Below are 22,632 nucleotides of genomic sequence, written 5' to 3'. Positions count from 1 at the left end.
CTAACGGTTGGAAAGCAAGTAGTGAAAGTATCAATTCTTATGTTGGTTCTATAATGGATAGACTTAATAATCTTATAGGACAAACTAGGGTTTAGGTTTTGATTTATAAATTTTATATCACTTTGAGTCAATAAAGCACTTTTTATTGAATTTTTAGCTAGAATGAATTTTATTTTTTAAAGGTTATAAAATGAATCAAAAAATAAGCCAAGATTTAGAAAAATTTGTTAATATACCAGACTTAAAAAAAACCATAACTTTCTTTGGATCTGCAAGATTAAAGAAAGATGATTTTTACTACCAACAAGCAAAAATTCTTGCAAAAAAATGCGCTGAAAATGATTTTTGTGTGATCAGTGGTGGTGGTGGTGGCATTATGCAAGCAGCTAATGAAGGTGCTTTTAGTGCCGATGCAAATTCTATAAAATCTGTAGGTTTTAACATACTTTTGCCTCATGAGCAAAGATTAAATGATTTTATAGAATACAGCATTACTTTTGAGAGCTTAGCCATACGCAAAATGGCTCTTATTGAAAAGAGTCTCGCTTTTGTGATTTTCCCAGGCGGCTTTGGAACACTTGATGAACTTTGTGAAGTTCTTACGCTTAAGCAACTTGAATTTAAAAAAAATGTTCCTATTTTTCTGTTTGGGATTGAATTTTGGCGAGGTTTTGATGAGTTTGTCAGAAATTCTTTACTCAAACAAGGAGTGATTTCACAAGGAGATGAGTTAAAGTATAAAATCACTGACGACTTAGATTTTATAATTAACATTTTAAAGGAACTTTAATGAAAATTCTAGTCGCAATGAGCGGGGGAGTGGATAGCACAGTCACAGCTTATAAATTAAAAAATGCAGGACATGAAATCATAGGTTGCTATATGAAACTTCATGGCAAACCTAATTACCACGAAGAAAATATCAAAAAAGTAGAAAAGGTAGCTAATTTTTTACAAATTCCTTATCATATTTTAGATTTGCAAGAAGATTTTAAAGACAAGGTTTATATGCCTTTTGTCAATACCTATAAAGAAGGTAAAACTCCAAATCCTTGTGCTTTATGTAATCGTTTTATTAAACTTGGAAAACTTCTTGAATTTGCAAAAAGTTTAGGTTGTGAAAAATTAGCCACAGGACATTACGCAAGGCTTGAAAACGGACTCATTCGCACAGCAGTTGATGAAAGCAAGGATCAAAGTTATTTTTTAGCAAGTGCTGATAAAGAAGCCTTAAAATATCTTATCTTTCCATTAGGAGAAATGAAAAAAGAAGATGTTAAAGCTTTTGCTTCTTCAATTGAAGTTTTAAAATCTTTTGCTACCCAAAAAGAAAGTTCTGAAATTTGCTTTGTAGAAAATACTTATGTCCAAGTTTTAGATCAATTTATGGATACAAAAATTCCTGGTGAAGTGCTAGACAGTAGTGGAAAAATTGTAGGCAAACATGAAGGTTATATGCACTATACTATAGGAAAAAGACGAGGTTTTGAAGTCAAAGGAGCGCATGAGCCTCATTTTGTTTTAAAAATCAATCCTCAAAAAAATCAAATTGTCGTGGGCAAAAAAGAAGAATTAAAAATCGATGAATTTGAATTAAAAAATATAAATTTATTTATAGAAGCAAAAAATCTAAATTGTGAGGTAAAAATTCGCTACAGATCCAAATCCACGCCTTGTGAAGTTAAAATTTTTGAAGACAATAGTGCAAAAATCACACTCAAGGAAAGCGTTTATGGTATAGCAAGTGGACAAATGGCTGTATTTTACGATGGGGATAAAGTTATAGCAAGCGGTTTTATAGAATGATTCGCAAAAATATTACAAGTCCGCTTTATATAATATTAAGAAAAAATTATTATAATCTCTGTTTTATTTTTTATAAAAGGAGTATTATGAAAAAAATAATTTTAGGATCAGTCGCTTTATTTTTTCTAATCGGTTGTGGTGGTAGCAACGTAGAAGATGTTGTAAAAAATTCTAAAAGTATAGAGTATTATAGTAAAAATATTGAAGAAGCTAAAGCCAAAGTCAAAGAATGTGCAGCAAAACAGGATGCATTAGACAAAGAACAGCAAGAAATAATTTCTGGAAAAATACCTAGCATAGAATTTATGGAATGCTCTAATGCTAAACAAGTTGTTGCAAATCTTTCAAGTGATACAGATTCTGATAATTAACTAATATAAGCCTTAATAATTAGGCTTATAAAAACTCTAAATTATATTTCAAAAATTTTTTGAGCGAGAAATTTAAAAAACCCTTTCCCAGATAACTGCGGCACACGCTATAATCAAGTGCTCTGCTGTGTTCCCACCCTGAAGCGGTGCTTTAAAATAGCATTGCACAGGTCTAAGAAAAGGCGAAAGAATTCTATCATAATAGCCTTAAAAACCCTTGATATTTTTAATTAAAGTCTAAATTGCAATTTTATTTTTTCATATTAATTGCTTTTTGTATCATCTGATCACTTGTTGTAATACTCTTAGAGCTCGCATCAAAAGCTTTTTGGGTTACAATAAGATTTGATAATTCTACACTAAGATCAACGTTGGATTGTTCCAAATAACCACCTTTAAATTTAGCGGTATTGACTACTTTTCCATCTTTCATAATAAAACTTGCATCCCCGCTATTTGCAGTAGCTGCAAAAATATTATCTCCCATAGCGGCTAAACCTTGCTCATTGATAAAATTATAAAGCGCAAGCTTTCCTACAATGGCATTTTTTCCATTGCTAAATTGTGCTACTACACTACCATCGTCTGTAATTTGGTATTGTTGAAAAAAACCTTCGGCTAAACCATCTTGTTGAGTAAGAACATTTTTCTCTTTTCCTTGTTGCACATAAATTCCACTATACCCTGAACCTGGTTTACTAGGATCATAAGGAGTTCCTAAATCTATACTGATATTACCACCATTAGGATTTGCTACACTAGTGATATTGTTTTGCAACAAAGCTCCATTTTTATCAAACACTATATTCCCTTCTGTTGAGCCTCCTACAGGCTTTCCGCTAGAATCATAAATTTGCGCCGTAGCTTTATAGGTGATATTATCTCCGCCTCCTTCAGGAAAAACTCTTTCTAAAGTTAATCTTAAAACGCTTTTACTTCCATCTGCATTGTAAATTGGAGATTCTAAGATATCTTTATTTGCTTTTTGCTGTTCTGTTGAAATTTGCACAGAACTTAATTTTACACTATCTGGATCTAAACCTTTTAAATCTAGCTCTTTGCTTTCAAAATTTAAATTTTCATCTAAAGTTGCTTCAAAACTTGTTCTAACGCCATTATCATCTGAAAAATTTAAAATAATTTTATCTCCTGCTTTAGCACTCAAAACATCTTCTTTATTTACACTACCACTTACTATATACTTTCCATCTTCTGTTTTTGCAACCTTAAATTTATTTGGATCTAGATCAACTTTTACAACTTCTGTAGTAGTGTTAGTGCTTAAATTACCACTCCATTTAACATTTTTAGTCGGTTCTGGATTTAAGTACATGTTAGTTGGAACTTGTATAGGTTGTTGATTTGTAGTAGTTCCTATATCGAAACCACTGTCCGAATTTACCGTAAAACCACTATTTACAGGACTTCCTGTATGAAGATAATCTCCCATCAAATCTGCAACTCTATCACTATAAGTGATTCCACCAAAAGCAGGATTCATTGTCCCTAAAATAAAATTTCCATAAGAATCTACCAAATATCCATTAGCATCTCTTCTAAAGGTTCCATTTCTTGTATAATAAGCATTTCCATCAGCACCTAAAACACCAAAAAAACCTTTACCTTGCAAAGCAACATCAAATTCTCCACCTGTTTCTGTAACAGAACCCTGCTCAAACACTACCTGAGAAGATGCTGCACCACCACCATATCCACCTTGAGCTGGATTGGTTGATTGACTAGTTATTGTAGTATAAAATATATCTTTAAATTGGGCATCAGAGTATTTAAAACCTGTTGTATTGACATTGGCTATATTGTTAGCGGTGATATCTATACCAAAACTATTGGTTTTAACCCCAGAAATTCCATTATAAAATGCATTCATCATGGCTAAAACTCCTAAGCATTACTAGTATCATCAGATGCATTATCTTCAGAATCTGAAGAATCTTTATCACTAGATGTACTACCTTCAGAATCTGAAGAATCTTCATCACTAGATGGATTTTGCACAGTAGAACTGCTTGAACTTTTATATTCAGTAATTTCTTTTATCTGATCAAAAGGAACTTCTTTACCAGCCATCTTAGCATAAGCTACACCCTCTTTAAAAATAATTCCTTCAATAGGATACGATCCATAACTTGCAGTTACTTTTTCTCCATTTTTGTTATTATACACTACCTTAACAGTATAGTTACCATCTCCAGCATAAACGCCATCATTATTTCTACCTGGCCACTCTAGGGTAAATAATCCTTTTGAAACTTCTTTTCCTTCACTACTCTTTTCAGAATAGACTAATTTATTATCTTTATCGTATATTTCAAGCGTTAGACCCTTATCATCGGAATCTTCAGGCAAATACATCTTTAAAGCTATAACCTCATCAGAACCTGTAAGTTTAACCGTGTTTTCTTCAACGGTTCCCATTTTGCCAATAGCTCCTATAGCAGAAGTACTAAGAGCTGTTGAAAAGGAATTTGAAAGCTTTTCCATAGTCTCAACCATTTTTTGCATCGTTGTATTTGTATTTTGTTGCATCTCAAGAGCGCTGAGTTGAGAAGTTTGTGTAAGCATTTTATCACTATCCATAGGATCTGTCGGATCTTGGTGTTGCAATTCGATCAAAAGAAGTTTTAAAAATGCATCCTTATCAAGAGTTGCATTTGGGTTGCTAACTATGCCGGAACTATTACTGCTACTTGTAGAACTCGAACTATCAGTTTTTGTTGAAGTAGAATTTGAATTATTTGTAGAACTACTATTATTATATGTCCAGTTATTTGCTGATATTGCCATGATAAAATCCTTTTTAAGTATTTTTTAATTTAAAGCAAAAAGTGTTCCAACTTTAAAAATATTTTGCCAAAACTAGCTCTAAATTGATATTTGAATTTTCATTCTTGGTTTCTAGAGTATCTTTAAAACCATAACCATTACGATTTTTGCCTTTATTTTGATTTTGCTCTCTTTTTCCTTGATCGCTAAAATTCATTTCAAGTCCAGTAAATCCCATATTTACAAGAGAATTTTTAAATTCAGATTGATGCTGAATAAATAAATTCATAGCATTAGTATTGGAATTAAAATTTATATGAAGATTGCTTCCTCTTTGCACCAAAGTAACCTCAACTTCGCCCAAATTATTTGGATTGAGTGTGATACTAAGCTTTGTAATCGGTGCTTTATAGTGTTCTACCGCTTCTTTAAGATCTGCTGAAAAATGTTGCAGAGTTTCTTTTGGAGTAATATTTTTTGTATTATTTTGGCTAACTTTGCTTAAATCTTTAACCAAGGAATTTAAATCTTCTATACCTACTTTATTGTTTGTATCATCGCTATGATTTTTATTTTGCTCTGAATTGAAAATTTCTTTAAAGCTATCCTTACTAGAATTGCTAAAATGCGTATTATCTTTATTTTGAACCACTTGAGTTTTATTTAAATTTTCAAAATTTATTTTTTGCTCATTTAAATTTAGCTTTATATCTTTACTTGATTTATCATCTTTTAAAGTAATATCTTTGGTAGTTAAATTAGAGCTTAAATTTTGAGAATCTTTAAGAATCTCTTTGTTTGAATTTCTATCTAAAGCCATATTTTCATTTTTTATATCTTTAATTTGTTCCTTTGTATTTTCTTGTATTTGTTTATTTTGAGATTCTAACTCATTTAAATTATTAGAATCTTTAATATTATCTTGTTTTTTTTCAGTTTTATGATTTTCATTTTCATCTAAATTTTGTAAAACATCTTTAATATTATCTTGTTCTATATTTAAATTTTTAGAATCATCTTTTTTCATATTATCTTGTTTTTTTTCAGTTTTATGATTTACATTTTCATCTTAATTTTGTAAAACATCTTTAATATTATCTTGTTCTATATTTAAATTTTTAGAATCATCTTTTTTCATATTATCTTGTTTTTTTTCAGTTTTATGATTTACATTTTCATCTAAATTTTGTAAAACATCTTTAATATTATCTTGTTCTATATTTAAATTTTTAGAATCTTTTACATTATCTTCGATTTGAATTTTTTTATCTTTGATATTTAAATTTTCGGTACCAAGCTCTTTTTTATCACTATCTTTAATTTTAAGTTTTTCATGCTTACTCTCTTTAGTATTGATAATTGAATCTAAATTTTTCAAAGTTTGGGAAAGCAAAGAATGATCTTCTTTTTTGACATTATGCGAATTATTTTTTTGCAAATTTTGATTTAAATTTTTACTCACGTGGGCGATTTTATTGTTAATGATTTCTTTAAAAACATTATCCACAACACCCTTAAAAAAATCCGCCTTATCAAGATTTGGAAAAGTAGCTTTTAGATCAAGCAAACGATCCACTTTGATATTTTTTACATTTAAACCTAAATCTTTAGCAATATCTAAAAGCTCATTTAAATTAGAAGCACCCTTTAAAGCATTAAAATTAGCTTCAGTTTTTACAAGCTGGCTTAACTGGCTAGAAAGATTTGCGAGTTTAATATCTGCGGTATCTGTTTTTAATTTGTCAAGCAATGAAAGAATTTGCATAAAAGACGCTGATTCAAAAATACTGATTTTATCACTATCATCAAATGAACCCTTTTGAAGTTTATTGATCGCTTCATTTACCACTTCTTTTTCACTGATCTTCATATGATCAGGTAAAAATTCATTCGTCTCATCGATTGAGTTAAGTAAAGAATTTAAAAAATTCTCTCTATCATTCTCTTGATCTTGTGTGCCTTGAGTCGAATTTTTGTCATTGGTATTTGATTCTTTAGCTTTATGACTCGTTTTTGTCGTTTTGCTAAAAGAATCGCTTGATGAAGTTTTACTCGGAGCAAGACTTAAGACATCATTTTGTGGAGTTACATTTGACATAATTTTTCCTTAGATTATTTTAAAAATTTATCCGCCGCTAAGTTAGGAAATTTTTCTTCTAAGTATGAGTTTTCATAAATTTTAATCATTTTATTGTCATTTAAAAGAATAAGAATTTCCAAAAGCTCATCTAAATTTTTTGCTTGCATAATTTTTTCAAGATTCTCTTCACTCTCTAGAATTTCTGTAAGTTCGCTTGAAATTCTTGCCATTTTTTCATCTTTGTTTGCTTTTAAAACTTCTAAAAGATCTAAAACTTGAAGTAAAACTTCATTTTTTCTATCAACTAAATCCGTATTTAATTCTATAAAGAACTCTTCATTTAATGGTTTTGACATTTTAACTTCCTTTTTAAAAATGATATTTACCAAGATAAAGCAAGAAGTGTTCCAACTTTTTATTTTTATAAAATTAAGCAAAATTTTTATATAATCTTAGCTTTGAATTTAATAATGGAGAATCTTATTGGAAAATATCAGAAATATTGCCGTTATAGCTCACGTTGATCATGGCAAAACAACAATGGTAGATGAATTGCTTAAGCAATCAGGGACTTTTAGTGAAAGAGAACAAATTTCAGAACGTGTAATGGATAGTAATGATATAGAAAAAGAAAGAGGAATTACTATACTTTCAAAAAATACTGCTATAAATTACAAGGGAACAAAAATTAATATTATAGACACTCCAGGTCACGCCGATTTCGGTGGAGAAGTAGAACGTGTTTTAAAAATGATTGATGGGGTTTTACTTTTAGTCGATGCCCAAGAAGGCGTTATGCCACAAACCAAATTTGTGGTAAAAAAAGCTTTATCTTTAGGGCTTAAACCTATAGTCGTGATCAATAAAATCGACAAACCAGCAGCCGATCCTGAAAGAGTAATCAATGAAATTTTTGATCTTTTTGTGGCACTTGATGCAAACGATGAACAACTTGATTTTCCTATCGTTTATGCAGCGGCTAAAAATGGCTATGCTAAATTAGATCTTAATGATGAAAGTGACAATATGGAGCCTCTTTTTAAAACGATCTTAGAAAGAGTTCCTGCACCAAGTGGCACAAATGATAACCCTTTACAACTTCAAGTTTTTACCCTTGGATATGATAATTTCGTAGGTAAAATAGGAATTGCTAGAATTTTTAACGGCGTGGTGAAAAAAAACCAAAATGTAATGCTTGCAAAGGCTGATGGAACAAAAGTTAATGGTAGAATTTCTAAACTTATAGGTTTTATGGGTTTAGAAAAAATGGATATCGAAGAAGCTGGAAGTGGAGATATAGTTGCTATTGCAGGTTTTGAAGCCTTAGATGTGGGAGATAGTGTTGTAGATCCAAATAATCCTATGCCACTTGATCCACTCCATATAGAAGAGCCTACACTAAGCATTGTTTTTTCAGTTAATGATGGACCATTGGCAGGAACAGAAGGCAAACACGTTACTTCAAATAAGATCGCAGAACGCCTAGAAGCCGAAATGAAAACTAATATCGCGATGAAATATGAAAGCACAGGCGAGGGTAAATTTAAAGTCAGCGGTAGGGGAGAACTTCAAATCACTATTTTAGCTGAAAATATGCGTAGAGAAGGCTTTGAGTTTTGCATGGGAAGACCAGAGGTTATTGTAAAAGTAGAAGATGGAGTCAAAACCGAACCTTTTGAACATTTAGTAATTGATGTTCCAGATGAATTTAGCGGCACCGTGATAGAAAAACTAGGTAAAAGAAAAGCTGAAATGAAAACAATGGCACCAACAGGAGATGGACAAACAAGACTTGAATTTGAAATTCCAGCTCGTGGACTTATAGGCTTTAGATCTCAATTTTTAACCGACACTAAAGGTGAAGGCGTGATGAATCATAGCTTTTTAGAATTCCGTCCTTTTAGTGGTGCAGTTGAAAAACGTAACAATGGTGCTTTGATTTCTATGGAAAATGGTGTGGCTTTGGGATATTCTTTATTTAATCTCCAAGATAGAGGAGTGCTCTTTATCGATCCGCAAACTAAAGTTTATATAGGTATGATTATAGGTGAGCATTCTCGTCCAAATGACTTAGATGTTAATCCTATCAAAGGTAAAAATCTAACCAATGTTAGAGCCAGTGGAAGCGATGACGCTATAAAACTTGTTCCGCCTAGAAAATTAAGTCTTGAAAGGGCTTTAGAGTGGATAGAAGAAGATGAACTCGTAGAAGTTACTCCACAAAATGTTCGCGTTCGCAAACGCTATCTTGATCCAACTCAAAGAAAAAGAATGGAAAAAGCAAAATCCTAATGGATTTAAAAAGCTTAGAAAATCAAAGAATTCTCATACTTAAACGCTTAAAAATTTTAAAAATTTTAAGCGTTTTTGAGTCTTTGATCGTATTATTTTTAGCTTTTGTTTTTATAAGAGATGCGGTGATATCTCTTATTTTAGCTGTGTTTGTAGGTATTTTTTTCTTTCGTTTCACTTCTAAAAAAATTATTCTTGCTAAAAAAGAATTACAAATTAACGCTCTTAATCTTTTTCTTAAACGCTACGGAGCTAAATTTAAAAAGGAGGGCTTAAGCCAAAAAGATTTTTTAAATTTGGAATTTGTTCAAAATTTAAAAGACTTTAAAAGTCAAAATTGCTTTGATTTTAAGGAATTTAAAATCTATGATGTGCAATTTATCAATGAAAACAAAGATTTTTTTTGCGGGATCTTATTACACTCTTTAAATTCAAATAAAAATTTTGATGATGAAAAATCCATTTATAAAAAACTTCAAAATAAAGAATTTAGCTTAGATTATATTTTTTCTAAAAATAATTATTTTCTTATAGCAACTCTAACAAATCCCTTTTTTATTGACTTAAATAAAAATTTAAATGACAATTTTGAAATTTTAGAAAAAAATTTAAATTCCATCAAAAATAAATTTCTTTAGCCGATATAATCTATACAAAATTCTGTAATATTAAATACTTAAACTTAACATTTAAGTTTTAATGTGATAAAATGGAATAAAATAACCAAAACTAAGGAGAAAACTCATGAAAAAACATGTTTTATTGTTAGGCCTTTGTTTAGGTTTAAGCCTAAATGCAAAAAATGTAAGCGATTATAAAGTAGGCGAAGAACTAAACGACAAAGAAGGTGTTGCTTATTTTGAAGAACTTTCAAAAAGACCTGAACAAGAATGGCCAAATAAAAATTTAAGCATCAATGACGTGCCAAAAGGCAAACAAGGTGATTTGATCCGTTATGGTATCAAGCTTTTAAGCAAAACAGAAAGCACCTTAGGGCCTTATAGCAAACTCAAAAAAACAAGCAATGAAGTTAATTGTATCTCTTGTCACATGGATAATGATGGTAATGGCTTACCAGGGACAAAAAAATATGTGATTCCATTTTTAAATGCGATCAATAATTATCCAAGATTAGACATAGAAACTATGAAAATCATTTCCTTAGAGGATAGAATTCGTGGTATGGGAGGAACTGATTCTCATAAACTTCCTGATAATTCTAAAGAAATGAAAGCAATCGTAGCTTATCTTAAATGGTTAAAAAGTGCTTATGGTATCAAAGACGGAGTTAAATTGCAAGGCGAATTCTTTGCTGAAATGAAATTCCCAAATCGTCCTGCTGATCCAGTTCGTGGTAAAAAACTTTTTGAAGAAAATTGTGTCGCTTGTCATGGAGAAAGAGGACTAGGGGTAAAAAATGCAAACTATGAAAAAGGCACGGGACATTTATATCCTTCATTGCTTATCTATCCCGATGGCGGACATATGGCTATGATTCCATTTTTAGCAAGATTTTTAAAATCCGCTATGCCTTTTGGAGCAAGTGCTGACAATCCGATCTTAAGTGATGAAGATGCTTTAGATATCGCAGCTTATGTTAATACAGGCTTTGTAAGAATGCCGATCGTTACAACAGAAAACCGCGCAGGACTTGATACCGCCTATAGCAAATCCCCATCTTTAAAGCCTGAGTATTTTGCTTCACCGCAACAAAATTTAGATCCTAAAGAATACATCAAAGTCAAATACGGACCTTGGAAAAATCCAAACTATTTTCCAGGAGAATAATTGATTTGGGGCTCTCCCAAATCAATCTTCTTTTGCTAAATTTTCAAGTCTTTTTATCCCTTCTTCACCGATTAAATTTTCACCTTTTAAATCACTAAATATCGCATTTAATGAACTCACTATAGCCGTGGAATTAAAACTTAAATTCTCAATAGCTCTTTCTCTTTTTTTCCATATATTTTGCAAGGCTCTTTTTTCAGCTTCAAGCTCTTCTCTCATGGTTTGATAGGTTTTGAGTATGAAAGTGATTTGAGTGTTAAATTCCTTAGAATTTAGATACTCGTATAAAATATGATTTTTTTCATCTTTATTTTGCAAGGCATTTTTTAATTTATAAGCGTTGATTATACTTTCTCTAAGCACAGCTAAAACGCCTTTAAATTCGGCAAAAGTGCAGATTAAAATTCCTTCTTTGAAATGCGTTTTTTCTTTATCTTTAGGCATGGTTTTTGTGATCAAAACCGCAATATCGCTTTTTGCAGCTATGCTGTCTAGTTTTAATTTATCTAGCCATTCTTTATTGAATTCTTTGGTGCGTTTGCTCTCGTATAAAATCTTGCCGCAAGTATTTCCAAAGGCGTCCTTAACGATATGCAAACAATCCGCCCCATTAACACCCTTTGGCACTTCTTTAACCTCATCACTAAAATATTCATTTTGGATATATTCTTCTATAAGTAGTTCCGCCGCTTCGCCTTGGAGTTGCTGTGAGCCTTGCTCGACTTTACGTTTTGCCGCATCAAGTTCTTGAGTAACACTTTTAAATTTGATCTCAAGTTCTTTAAATTTTATGTCTTGCTCTTCATTTTTGCTTTGAAATTCAAGACGAATTTTTTCTTTTTCTAGTTCTAAATTCTTTCTTTCTTGCTCTTTAAATTCCCTAAACACCTCTTCTTTGATTTGCAATTTTAATCTTTCTTCATTTTCTTTTTGTTCTCTTTTTAGTCTTTCATTTTCAGCTTTTAAAGTCAAAAGTTCGCTTAATTCTTTGCTTTTTTTATCAAGCTCTTCTTGCATGATTTTCTTTTCATTTTCATGTTCTTTGCTAAATTTTTCGATAAATTCTTTTTGAAAAATTTGCTTTTGCAAAAGTGCTTCTTGTTCGATTTTTTGTTTTTCGATGTCAAGCTTTTGGCTAACTTGCTCACTGATGAGTTTTTCTTGTTCTGCCTTTTGTGCTTTTAGCTCGGATAAAATTTTAGAATACTCCGCCCTTTTTTCATTGACTTCTTTTTCAAATTCTTGCTTTTGTTTTTGCATATCTAGTTTAGCTTTGTCTAAAATTTGAGTGTATAAAGCCAAGCTAATATCGATAAAATTTCCGCAATTTGGACATTTTATTTTTTCATTTTGAAAATTTTGCAAATTCTTTCCTTTTGTTAAATGGATTTTTTATAAAAATTATATTAAATTATAGCTTTTTACTTTTTAAAAAGGGAATTTATGCAAAAACAAACACAAATTCACGGCTTTAAAAAATTAAAACTTATTATCATCCTTGCTTTGATGTCAAGCATAGCGCCACTTTCTACGGATATGTATTTGCCTGCGCTTTCTCACGTGCAACAAAGCTTTCAAACGAGTTCTTTTTTAACCCAATTAAGCCTTGCGAGTTTTTTCATCGCTTTTGCCTTAGGGCAGCTTATATATGGGCCTTTAAGCGATGTTTTTGGGCGAAAAATTCCTGCTTTAATAGGAATTTTGTTTTTCATACTCTCTAGCTTTTTTTGCGTGATCATTGACAATATTTATGCTTTTATCGCTTTAAGATTTTTCGAGGCTCTTGGAGGGTGTGCTGGAGTCGTGATCGCAAGAGCGATCATCAATGACTTGTTTGAGATCAAAGAAGCGACAGGAATTTTTGCCTTGATGATGATTTTTAGTTCTCTTGCACCTATGCTTTCACCTACTTTTGGCGGATTTTTACTAGAGTATTTTTCTTGGCATAGTATTTTTGCTACTCTATTTGCTCTTGGAATTTTACTTTTTTTGATGATACTTTTTGGACTTAAAGAATCCGCACCAAAAATCACCGATAAAAAACAATTATGTCCTTATGAAGCTTTTAAAAAATACAAAATTGTCCTTAGCGATAAAGCATTTTTAACCTGCGTTATCTGCGTATCTTTTGCACTCGCTGCAATGTTTGCTTATATCACTGGATCTAGTTTTGTTTTTACACAATTTTTTAGCATCAGTGAGCAAAAATTTGCACTGATTTTTGGAGCCAATGCTTTAAGTTTTGTCCTTTGTGCAAATATCAATGCGAAATTAGTTTTAAAATTTGAAAGCAAAAAGATACTTTCTAAGGCTTTAGTGATCATGCTTATATCGACGATTGTTTTACTTGTAAATGCCAGTTTGTATCCAAATCTCTTTCTTTTTGAATTTAGTCTTTTAACAAGTATAGCTATGTTTGGTTTTATCGCACCAAATACCGTAACTTTGGCTATGGCAAGATTTAAAGAAAATAGCGGAACGGCTTCAGCTATACTTGGAACTATGCAATTTGGCTTTGCGGGTATTATATCTTTTATCGTTGGTGCTATAGATGCTAACACACCTATAGTCCTTGCTTTTGTTATGTTTCTTTGTGTTTTGATCGCTAATGGGGTGTATTTCCTAGCTAAACCTAAAATTTAGCTAGGCACTATGGAATTTTTACGTGCGGTTTTTTGGAGTGAAAAGACAACTAAACCTATAATTATAGTATAAACTGTGAACAAAAAATTTTCAAAACCGTTATGAGTATTATCTCCGATAAGATTTGCTATACCAAAAATTAATTTTGGCTTATAACAAATCACATTTAAAACCAAAATCGAAGCAACACATGCAAAAAAATCAAATTTTTTAATATCTTGAAAATAATATACAATTGTTATTAAAATAAAACCTGTTAAGCTTAATATTAATCCATATTTATTTAAAGCAAGAAATATATCAAAATTTTGAATTACTTGTAAAATAAAATATAACGGGGCAAATAAACCTATAACTATAATCAACCATTTTAAATTTAGAATCAAGTCCGTATGATGATCGCAAAGATTCTTATAAAATATAAGCTGCCATCGCTCGATTTTTTCTTTCAAACTTTTGTCTTTTTTATACTTTAGTTCCAATTCTCTAGCATAAAGCTCTTGTGTTCTTAATTCTGAAGCATCGATTTGATTATGATGGGCTATGCGATTACTCTTTAATTTTCTAAATAAATCCCTATAGTTTAACAAATTCTTATAGTTTTTTTCGGTATCTGAATTTATTTTAGCTTTGATTTCATCAAAATCATATTGTATGTATTTGTGTTCTATATTAAATTGATTAGAAAATGTGCAATTTATAAAATTTGGTTTATTGATTTTTGATTTATCATTTAAAACGAAATTAACATCTTTAAAAACGACTATATTATTAAATATCACATTTTCAAAATTTAACTCACTGATATTTAAGTTTTCAAAACTTGTAACATCTTTAAAAATTACATTTTTAAAATGATAGTTTTGTTCCTGATCGGATTCTATATCTTCTTTTTCACTAGAAATAAATTCAGCATGATAAAATTCTACATCTTTAAAGATAAAATCATTATCTTTAAAAACTGTATCTATAAATCTAACCTCATCCTTAAATTTTGAAAGATAAAAATTTACCCTAGCTTGGAATATTGCTCCGCCAAAAGAAACTTTATTTTCAAAAATTGCTTCTCTAAAATTATTTTCTATTATCTTATTATCTTCTTGTTTGGCTAAAAATTTAGTTTTTAGAAATCTAGCTTCACCTTTAAATCTTGAAATACTAAAATTTACTCTAGCTTGAAATTCTGCTTCGCTAAAATCAACTTTATTTTCAAAAATTGCTTCTCTAAAATTATTTTCTATTATCTTATTATCTTCTTGTTTGGCTAAAAATTTAGTTTTTAGAAATCTAGCTTCACCTTTAAATCTTGAAATACTAAAATTTACTCTAGCTTGAAATTCTGCTTCGCTAAAATAAACTTCTTTTTCAAAATTTGTTCTTCTAAAATTATTTTCTATTGTTTTATTATCTTCTTGTTTGGCTAAAAATTTAGTTTTAAAAAAACTCGCTTTATCTTGAAATTTTGCTTCTTTAAAACTCGCTTTATCTTGAAATTTTGCTCCGCTAAAATAAACTTCTTTTTCAAAATTACAACCGACAAATTCAACTTCTTTTTCAAAATTACATTCTAAAGCAAAAACTTGTTCTAAAAAATTACATTTTAAAAAATAAATTCTTAGATCATTTTGATTTGAAAATTTTATGTTTAAAATTTTACTAAACGCTATGGTAAGCTCTTTTATACCTTTTTCTTGCAAAACGTCAAAATCTATGCTTTCTATAGTAGCATCAGATATTTCTATCTTAGCTTCTTCTGGTAGGTTAAATTCGCAACCCTCTCTAGCCAAAATGCCATAATCTTCTAATTTCTCAATAAATTTTCCACTATCCATTTAATCTCCTATATTTGATCGCATTTCCTTGACTTTCATTTGTTTTTAGCTAGGCGCTATGGAATTTTTTTAAAATCGTGTTTTAAAATAAACATATTTGAATTATTCTTTATCATTTTTTGCTTGAATAACAAGAGCATTTAAAAAAACCTTGAGTAATAAAAAAATAAAAATAAAATTCTCAGCAAAAAATCCCAAAAAAAAGGAAAAAAGAATAAATGTTATGTTTTTATTTTCTAACTTCAGTGTTATTAAAATTAAAAAACAAAAAACAATAGTAATTAAAGCACAATATATAGCCAATCTAAAATATTCTTTTAAAGTATGAATTTGTCTTTGAGTTTTCTTTTTTGAGTCTTCATTGTTTAATAATTTAATGTATCTTGATGAAAAAAGAATCGAAAGAGTGGTTAGATAAAAACCAAAACATATTGAAACAAAAGTAATTGCATTGCTAATAAAATTTTCTATAAGTTTTTCTATTTTGCTATATTCAAAATTTAAATAAAAAATACTCATAGAAACCAAAACAATAATTAAGATAAAAGAAATAGATATTTTTATTTTATCCTCATCATAAATGTTACCTAGCATAATTTTATCCTTGATTAAAGTTAATTTTTCTTAAAACCATATCTTTAACTTTTTGCACATCATAAATTCCATTTTCATCTAATTCTAAATTGAACTCGATTTTTTTTAAATAACTATCAAGATTAAAAATGCTTTCTATACCGTCATCATTTTTACCTATACATTTCATTTTTTCTATTTGATGATTATCTTTCATTTTTTGCGCTTTTAATAAAAAATTTAAACTCTTAACACTATCAAAAATACTTTTTTTGCTTATTTTTGTTTCTAATGAAAAACATTCTGTTGCTCCATACCCTAATTCATCTTCTACCATATTAAAAATATCTGATGTAAAAATATTTTTCTTAAATGTAAAAGAAATTTTTTCAATAGAAGTGATAGTTTCTATGAATTCTTCGGGCTTGATAAAATATTTTTTTATTAAAAAATTCTGTCCGAATTTTTCTTTTAAATAAAAAGATAAAAAATTTTGTTTGCGAAAATCTGACATATATAAAACAAGATTGCGTAAATCATAAATGCAAAAAAGTTGCTTGTTTAATTCCACCTGTTTCTTTTGTTTTGGATTTTTTCCAGATTTTTTAGTTTCTATATCAAAAATTTCATTAGAATACGGATTTATTTTTCCAAATCTAGCATATATCCAAAAAATATTTTGATTAATAATTTCACAATTAATAATATACTCTGTATTCTCATATGAAAATTGATCCTCGCAAATATTGTGAAAAATATTAAAATTATTAACCGTTTGCTCATTTACTAATAAATTACATTCTGCAAATTTCATTTTCACTCCTTATTTTTTATTATGTTTATCTCGTCTTCGGTGAGATTGTAGAGTTTATAAACTAAAGTGTTTATTTTGTCTTCTTGAATTTTGGTATCTGCGTTTTTGTCTTGTTCTTTTGCTTTTAAAATCTCATCGACTAGGCTTACTAATTCATCAGCTGTTTTTTGATTTTTAGAATTTATCTTTGGTATAGGAAGTTTTTCTAAAAATGCTTTCTTATATCTAAAGCCATTTTCTCCCAAATTTCCACCCGCATAAAACTCCTTGAAAATATAAGCTACAAATTCATTATTTAAAAAAGCAATTAAATATTTTAGGTTTTCCCCTGTTAAGATAAAACTTGTAGCTTCTGCATAAAAATTTAATTTTGTATCTAAATAAAATTGAGGCTCCCTTACTATTTCACTATAAACAATCTTTTCTTTTTCAAATTGCAATAAATATTCTTTTGTTGGATTATTATCCAATTCAAGCCAATGATGCTGCCCTAAATATGGTTTTTGCTGTGTTTTAGGTTTATTGGTGCATTGTCCTCTAGCTTGTAATTTTTCTTTATATTTTTTCAAATGATTATATATAGCTGGATAATCTTTTTCTAAAATTTTATAACTTCCAAATTCAAAAGCTATTATCCAAAGTCCTGCCCATTCATAAGCATACCTTTTTATATCGCGTCCGCGTAGCATTTTGCGTATGAGTTTGGCGGTGCGTTCTTTTTCGTCTTCGTCTTTGCAATTTGCTAAAATCTCATTTCTTTTTTCAGTGGTGATGATAAAAGCTTCATTGTAACCGGTTTTGATACCATAATTTATATTAAGCCCATACCAATCCTTAAGTGGAGTGCCTATACGCTCTATCTTAGCCTTTAGGGCACTGATGTTTTCATCGCTAAAAGTAAAGCTTTCTTTACTTAAGGATTTTTGCGGAAGTTCTTTGAAATTTGTATTTAAAGCGATATGAAATTGACAAGCTTTTAAATTTTCATTATCTAAGGCAAGGTATTTGAAATAAGAATCTTTAGGCTTTAGCTTTTTAAAACTCAGTATGCTTGTATCCACTGTAGCACTATCAAAAACTTTGACTCCGTTTAGATCGATGTATTCGCAAATTTGAGTATTTTTGAGTAAAAATTCACGCAAAGCCTCGCCGTATCCTGCACGAGTGTATTTGTTAGATGTGATGAAAGATAGGACACCATTTTCTTTAAGCACGTTAAAACCTAGCTCGTAAAAATACGTATAAATATCGCTCGTGCCTTTATAAACCTTATAATTTTTTGCTAAATGGGGTTTAAGTTCTTTTATCTCTTCTTGTCTGATATAAGGTGGATTGCCGATGATGAGATCAAAGCCTTGAAAATTTCCTTCTTTGTCTTTATGTAAATTTTTAAAATTTCCTTGTTGTTTTGAAAGATTGTTTTGTGTGATTTCTTCCTTGCTTAAACTAGAATATAAAATTTTAGAAAATTCTACACGCCACTCAAAACCGCCAAAAATTTCATCATAACTTTCTTTTAAAGACTCGAGTGCTTCTTTTGCCTTGGCTTGATCGATATTTTCTAAGGGATTAAAATTCATACTCATTAATAAAATATTTTTGATATAAGTCTTTATATAATCATAATCTAAAGGCAAATCCTCTAGTCCAAATTCTTCGTAATTTTTAGCGTATTTTTCGCAATTTTTATGAAGTTCATTGATCTCTTTTTTGTATTTTTCACGTATATAAGAATTTATGAAATTTGTTTTGATTTTATGAATTTTACCAAGATGTTCTTTTTTGTCCATATATAAGCCGTTATAATACTCATCTTCAAGCTTTTTGTATAGTCTTATTTCCTCTTGAGTTTGAAGGTGTAAAGGCTCATTGATAGGAATTTTGCTGATCAAAGAATTTCCACATTTTATGTTTATGTCGATGTTGGGTAGGGTTTGAAGGGTGTGAGTGTTTTTGCTCTCTTTAAAGATATAGTAGCTATATTTTAAAAGCTCTATCCAAAGCCTAAGTTTGGTTATCTCACAAGAATTTGGATTGATATCGACTCCAAAAAGGCAATTTTCTATAATGTCTTTTTTACACTCAAAAAGCTCTTTTTGTATCAAATGAGTTTTATCATCTTCTCTGATCGGACACTTGTAAGATATATACTCATTGGCACTATTTTGGATTAAAATCTCATCATTTTCTATCTTTAAGTAAAATTCACTCTCAAATAAATTCAGCTGTTCATAAATCTTCACCATAACATTTAAAGCCGAAACTAGAAAATGCCCGCTTCCTACAGCTGGATCGCAAATTTTTATGGAATTTAAAAGTGCGATTTGATCTTCTTTAGAAATTCGATCCGCTCTTAACTCTTTTCTTAACTCCTCTATGTCTAAAGCTTTAAAGCCATAATGTGCGTTAAAACGATCCAAAACAACCCTTTTTATACTCTCTTCACACATATAAGAAGTGATAAAACTTGGCGTATAAAAACTTCCTTCTTTGTAGCCGTTGAGTTTTTCAAAAACATTTCCTAAAACACTTGAATTTATAAGCTTGTCGTGGTTTATTTTTTGATTGTTTTGTATATCCTTACTTGTAGTGGTAAAATCATAAGTTCTCAAAAATGCAAAAAGATATTCCAAAAGCGGCAAGGACTTTAAATTTTCATAATCTTTATCTTTTTTAAGTATAGAATTGGCATAAATTTCAAGTGGTTTAGAGTCTAAAGATCTTATGTCTTTGCCTTGCATTTCTTGTGTATTTTTATCAAACAAAGATGAATTCATATAAGGTATAAAGTCGAATTCTTGAGTATTTCTTTGATCTTCTTTTTTAGCCAAAACCTCGAAGAAAAGTTCTGACAATCTAAGAAAATTTGGAATTTTTTCACTGGATAAAAACGGCTTTTTTATATGCTCAAAGGATAAAAGCATAGACTCAAACAACCTTAAAAACAAAATTCTATTATTCCAAGTGATCAAAAGTGCAAAAATATCATCAAAACTTATATCTTTGTAGGCTTGTTTTATAGCATCGCTTAGGGTGTTTGGAGTGTCGGATAAAATGATATTTTTCTTATCGTTTTCGTGCAAACCTAAAATATAAAGCAGTTCTTTGTAAAAATTTGAATTTAAGGTGTTGGCATCATAATTTTGCTTTTGACGCAACAAAACCTGCGGGGATAAAATCTGATAAATTTGTGATAAATCTTTATCGTTTAAATTTTCATCTAGTGTAAAATAGGTATAGAAAAGCTCTTGATCAAAATCTAATAAATAATTTGCAATTTTTTCAAAAAATACTTCTGTTTTTGTGCTTGTACCTTCTTGCTTGTCGCAATTTTTAAAATGTTTGTTGATTTCTTTGTTATTGTAAAATAGTCTTTCGTATTCTTTTGCATCGATGATAAAAAATTCTTTAGCATTGCAAAGAATGATATGTTTGATAAAATTATTTCTTTTGCTTTTTCTTTCTCTTAAAAAATAAAGTATGCTTTCATAAAAGGCTTTGGAAAGTAGATTTTCGCTTGATGGAAATTCTTTTTTGTTTGTGGTGGATTTTACCTCGAAAATGACATTAACTATATCTTCTTGATAAATGGCGAGATCGATTCTATCTTTTGTGTTTGTTTCATAGTTATATACATTTTTTAAGAACTTGGAAATTTCGTTTTTTTGAAATTCCTCTTGGTTTTGCTTTAATGCTTGTTTTAAAAAATCTTTGATTTGATTTTTAAAATTCTCAATTATATCTTTAGTCGGAGGTTTAATGTGATATTTTTTAGCGAAATCTTTCAGACTCTCAAGTTTAAAACGCATCGTTTTTCCTTTTGGTTTTTATAATTTTAGCAAAAAATCTTTTTCTTAAGTTTAATTTAATCATCGCTAAAATTGAGAATGATTTAGAGAATGTGCATTTACACCAATCGCCGTTGGCTCTACCTCTTTTGACAATACGAGCTGTGTAGAGTATGGCGACTCTACCTCTAAATTTTTAATACAAAAATCTTTCTAAATTCTTTTTTGTTGAAAATATCTTAAATACTTTATTTATATTTTAGTTTCTTTTTGAATTTCTTTATAATAAAATTTAATATTTTCTGATGGTGTATAACCAAATGAAGGTAATGCCATTTTAAAATTCTCCTTAGTTTAGTTTTGGAGAATTTTATTAAAAATAATTGTTTCAAAACTAGGTGATTTTGAAACAAAATTAGATTTTTTGTAAAAAATTTCAAGAATTAAAATTAAGTAAAACCATTAATTTTGTTTTTAGTTTTGCTTGTTAGAATTTTAATTAAGAGTTTAAGGGCAGAATCTCGCCCTTTGTAATTGTGAAAGATGTATATAAACTTTTCACTTATTTATACTTTTTTTGGCTAGTGATTGCAATTAATTTTTCTATATGGTATTTATTAAAACTTGCTACTTTATTTTTATTTTAGGTTTTTTTTATTAAAATCTAACAAATGCAAAGTTTTAGTAAGAAAACAAAATTTTTTACTAAAGCTTTGCTTTGCCACCTAAGAAAAGAATTAGCACTCGGCTTATAACCGATGAATAGCGTTTGACTTAGGTGGATTTATTTTTTATACTTTCTTTATAAGCTTTAGAATTTTTATAGTCCCCTTGTTCTTTAAACATTGTTTTTAGAGACAAAGAATTATTTTTATTTCTCATTTGTTCCACAACAATAAAGTGTCCATTAATTTGTTTAAAGCTCACTAAAACTTTATTATTGTTTCTATCTGTTGTGATAATTTGTTCATTTGCATTGTCAATATAATCTAGATATTTACTTATATCTTCAATATTAACTATCGGCATAGAACTATTTTTTGCAAGTTTGCTATTTTCTCCATGTCTTTTTAAAATATGTTTAATCGCACTACTATCAATACTCCTTTTAGTATCTTTTGGATATTTAAATCCCATTTTTAAAGCTAAATTTTCATCTATTTTTTCAATATTGATTATTTTGTTATTAGTGTGCAACCATTCTAACAATTCTTTATTAAAATTGTTTCTACCTATAACTAGTGCATTTTTACCACGTTCTTGATGTGTTTCTAATGTCAATATTAGCTTTTCTATATCCACTTTATTACCTTGATTTAAAAGCGATATTGTAGCATTTTTTATTATTTTTTCGTAATATTTTTCCATGATTTTATCATTCATATTTATTTTCTCATCTAACTTTTGCTTCACGCTTTTCTTATTCTTTTTCTTTATTTTTTTAGCCTTAACATTCTCTTTTAAATTATCCATTAAGCTTTTTTTAGGTTTAGCTTGGGTAGAATATTTGTCAGAGAACGGCACTTGCTTTGTCTCTGAAGATGCCCTAGATGTCGGTAAGGTTCTCGCATTATTATAATACACTACTTCAGATTCTTAAATTTATTTCTTATATTATTTTGTTTGAGAATTACTCTAAAAAATTAACCTTATCTCTCAAGGACTAAACTAAAAACTAATAAACTCAAACATAAATAATAACACTAACCCAAAGATTTAACATTATAAAATAAATATAGTCATACACGAAATAAATTATTAAAAAAAATAAAAGATTAAATACTCTAAGAAGATTAAGAAGTAGAATAAATTAACAAGTCCGCAATGAGCTACTTTCCCCCTGCCAGTAAGGCGTAGTATC

15 protein-coding genes, 1 other RNA gene and 3 pseudogenes are annotated in these 22,632 nt (G+C 29.3%); 7 read left to right on the top strand and 12 right to left on the bottom strand.

From position 1 onward, the window contains the following. Positions 1 to 190: 190 nt before the first annotated feature. The 3 genes from CQA69_RS07970 (at position 191) to CQA69_RS07960 (ending at position 2,177) form a co-directional block, all read left to right on the top strand. Positions 191 to 790: an LOG family protein gene (locus tag CQA69_RS07970; RefSeq protein ID WP_137621254.1), complete on the top strand. Its 600-nt coding sequence runs from the start codon at positions 191 to 193 to the stop codon at positions 788 to 790. Beyond that, positions 790 to 1,806, top strand: a complete 1,017-nt coding sequence (gene mnmA, locus CQA69_RS07965) for a tRNA 2-thiouridine(34) synthase MnmA (RefSeq protein ID WP_137621253.1) — start codon at positions 790 to 792, stop codon at positions 1,804 to 1,806. The genes CQA69_RS07970 and mnmA overlap by 1 nt, the downstream gene beginning before the upstream one ends. 86 nt (positions 1,807 to 1,892) lie before the next feature. Then, complete coding sequence (locus CQA69_RS07960) at positions 1,893 to 2,177, top strand: hypothetical protein (protein WP_137621252.1); 285 nt, start codon at positions 1,893 to 1,895, stop codon at positions 2,175 to 2,177. 81 nt (positions 2,178 to 2,258) lie between these two features. On the opposite strand, the gene ffs is transcribed toward CQA69_RS07960, so the two are convergent. The 5 genes and pseudogenes from ffs to CQA69_RS07935 form a co-directional block, all read right to left on the bottom strand. Then, an RNA gene (gene ffs, locus CQA69_RS07955) (signal recognition particle sRNA small type) lies at positions 2,259 to 2,356 on the bottom strand. A gap of 71 nt (positions 2,357 to 2,427) precedes the next feature. Continuing rightward, a complete protein-coding gene (locus CQA69_RS07950; RefSeq protein ID WP_137621251.1) occupies positions 2,428 to 4,068 on the bottom strand; it encodes a flagellar hook protein FlgE in 1,641 nt (546 codons plus the stop codon). 11 nt (positions 4,069 to 4,079) lie between these two features. After that, on the bottom strand, positions 4,080 to 4,982 hold the full coding sequence (locus CQA69_RS07945; protein ID WP_137621250.1) for a flagellar basal body rod modification protein: 903 nt from the start codon (positions 4,980 to 4,982) through the stop codon (positions 4,080 to 4,082). Between the two features lie 52 nt (positions 4,983 to 5,034). Further along, positions 5,035 to 7,059 (bottom strand): annotated as a pseudogene (locus CQA69_RS07940) (flagellar hook-length control protein FliK). A 14-nt stretch (positions 7,060 to 7,073) separates the two neighbouring features. Then, positions 7,074 to 7,397, bottom strand: coding sequence for a hypothetical protein (locus CQA69_RS07935; protein ID WP_137621249.1), 324 nt, complete (start codon positions 7,395 to 7,397; stop codon positions 7,074 to 7,076). Between the two features lie 127 nt (positions 7,398 to 7,524). Here CQA69_RS07935 and typA point away from each other — a divergent pair, with 127 nt between their 5' ends. From typA to CQA69_RS07920, 3 genes are all read left to right on the top strand, one after another. Next, the gene (typA, locus tag CQA69_RS07930) at positions 7,525 to 9,333 is read left to right on the top strand and encodes a translational GTPase TypA (protein WP_137621248.1); all 1,809 of its coding nucleotides are present in this window, start codon (positions 7,525 to 7,527) and stop codon (positions 9,331 to 9,333) included. Then, positions 9,333 to 9,971 carry a poly(A) polymerase gene (locus CQA69_RS07925; RefSeq protein ID WP_137621247.1) on the top strand — a complete coding sequence of 213 codons (639 nt, stop codon included), beginning with the start codon at positions 9,333 to 9,335 and terminating at the stop codon, positions 9,969 to 9,971. Before typA ends, CQA69_RS07925 begins: the two co-directional genes overlap by 1 nt. Before the next feature lie 106 nt (positions 9,972 to 10,077). Continuing rightward, positions 10,078 to 11,121 carry a c-type cytochrome gene (locus tag CQA69_RS07920; protein WP_137621246.1) on the top strand — a complete coding sequence of 348 codons (1,044 nt, stop codon included), beginning with the start codon at positions 10,078 to 10,080 and terminating at the stop codon, positions 11,119 to 11,121. A 21-nt stretch (positions 11,122 to 11,142) separates the two neighbouring features. Here the strand turns inward: CQA69_RS07920 and CQA69_RS07915 are convergent, their stop codons facing one another. Continuing rightward, positions 11,143 to 12,486, bottom strand: coding sequence for a DUF2130 domain-containing protein (locus CQA69_RS07915; protein ID WP_137621245.1), 1,344 nt, complete (start codon positions 12,484 to 12,486; stop codon positions 11,143 to 11,145). Between the two features lie 78 nt (positions 12,487 to 12,564). Here CQA69_RS07915 and CQA69_RS07910 point away from each other — a divergent pair, with 78 nt between their 5' ends. Next, positions 12,565 to 13,764, top strand: coding sequence for a multidrug effflux MFS transporter (locus CQA69_RS07910; protein ID WP_137621244.1), 1,200 nt, complete (start codon positions 12,565 to 12,567; stop codon positions 13,762 to 13,764). Here the strand turns inward: CQA69_RS07910 and CQA69_RS09445 are convergent. From CQA69_RS09445 to CQA69_RS07885, 6 genes and pseudogenes are all read right to left on the bottom strand, one after another. Continuing rightward, positions 13,761 to 13,841: pseudogene (locus CQA69_RS09445) on the bottom strand (hypothetical protein); the annotation flags it as partial. The gene CQA69_RS07910 and the pseudogene CQA69_RS09445 overlap by 4 nt on opposite strands. 1,398 nt (positions 13,842 to 15,239) lie before the next feature. Continuing rightward, positions 15,240 to 15,596 (bottom strand): annotated as a pseudogene (locus tag CQA69_RS09440) (pentapeptide repeat-containing protein); the annotation flags it as partial. 102 nt (positions 15,597 to 15,698) lie between these two features. Beyond that, positions 15,699 to 16,190 (bottom strand): hypothetical protein, encoded by a 492-nt coding sequence (locus CQA69_RS07900; protein WP_137621242.1) that lies wholly within the window; start codon positions 16,188 to 16,190, stop codon positions 15,699 to 15,701. A 4-nt stretch (positions 16,191 to 16,194) separates the two neighbouring features. After that, on the bottom strand, positions 16,195 to 16,983 hold the full coding sequence (locus CQA69_RS07895) for a hypothetical protein (protein WP_137621241.1): 789 nt from the start codon (positions 16,981 to 16,983) through the stop codon (positions 16,195 to 16,197). 2 nt (positions 16,984 to 16,985) lie between these two features. Further along, positions 16,986 to 20,792 carry a DUF7149 domain-containing protein gene (locus CQA69_RS07890; protein WP_137621240.1) on the bottom strand — a complete coding sequence of 1,269 codons (3,807 nt, stop codon included), beginning with the start codon at positions 20,790 to 20,792 and terminating at the stop codon, positions 16,986 to 16,988. Between the two features lie 753 nt (positions 20,793 to 21,545). Beyond that, the gene (locus CQA69_RS07885; RefSeq protein WP_137621239.1) at positions 21,546 to 22,355 is read right to left on the bottom strand and encodes a PBECR3 domain-containing polyvalent protein; all 810 of its coding nucleotides are present in this window, start codon (positions 22,353 to 22,355) and stop codon (positions 21,546 to 21,548) included. Between the last annotated feature and the right edge of the window lie 277 nt (positions 22,356 to 22,632).

It is taken from the genome of Campylobacter estrildidarum, assembly GCF_005406205.1.
Classification (GTDB): domain Bacteria; phylum Campylobacterota; class Campylobacteria; order Campylobacterales; family Campylobacteraceae; genus Campylobacter_D; species Campylobacter_D estrildidarum.
Note: the sequence above shows the minus strand (reverse complement) of the source record. Positions and strands in the feature narration are given on the sequence as shown.

Excerpts from the sequence above, each read along its gene's own strand:
- CQA69_RS07970 (WP_137621254.1), top strand. The coding sequence starts at position 191 with ATGAATCAAAAAATAAGCCAAGATTTAGAAAAATTTGTTAATATACCA.
- mnmA (WP_137621253.1), top strand. The coding sequence starts at position 790 with ATGAAAATTCTAGTCGCAATGAGCGGGGGAGTGGATAGCACAGTCACA.
- CQA69_RS07960 (WP_137621252.1), top strand. The coding sequence starts at position 1,893 with ATGAAAAAAATAATTTTAGGATCAGTCGCTTTATTTTTTCTAATCGGT.
- CQA69_RS07950 (WP_137621251.1), bottom strand. The coding sequence starts at position 4,068 with ATGATGAATGCATTTTATAATGGAATTTCTGGGGTTAAAACCAATAGT.
- CQA69_RS07945 (WP_137621250.1), bottom strand. The coding sequence starts at position 4,982 with ATGGCAATATCAGCAAATAACTGGACATATAATAATAGTAGTTCTACA.
- CQA69_RS07935 (WP_137621249.1), bottom strand. The coding sequence starts at position 7,397 with ATGTCAAAACCATTAAATGAAGAGTTCTTTATAGAATTAAATACGGAT.
- CQA69_RS07925 (WP_137621247.1), top strand. The coding sequence starts at position 9,333 with ATGGATTTAAAAAGCTTAGAAAATCAAAGAATTCTCATACTTAAACGC.
- CQA69_RS07920 (WP_137621246.1), top strand. The coding sequence starts at position 10,078 with ATGAAAAAACATGTTTTATTGTTAGGCCTTTGTTTAGGTTTAAGCCTA.
- CQA69_RS07910 (WP_137621244.1), top strand. The coding sequence starts at position 12,565 with ATGCAAAAACAAACACAAATTCACGGCTTTAAAAAATTAAAACTTATT.
- CQA69_RS07900 (WP_137621242.1), bottom strand. The coding sequence starts at position 16,190 with ATGCTAGGTAACATTTATGATGAGGATAAAATAAAAATATCTATTTCT.
- CQA69_RS07895 (WP_137621241.1), bottom strand. The coding sequence starts at position 16,983 with ATGAAATTTGCAGAATGTAATTTATTAGTAAATGAGCAAACGGTTAAT.
- CQA69_RS07890 (WP_137621240.1), bottom strand. The coding sequence starts at position 20,792 with ATGCGTTTTAAACTTGAGAGTCTGAAAGATTTCGCTAAAAAATATCAC.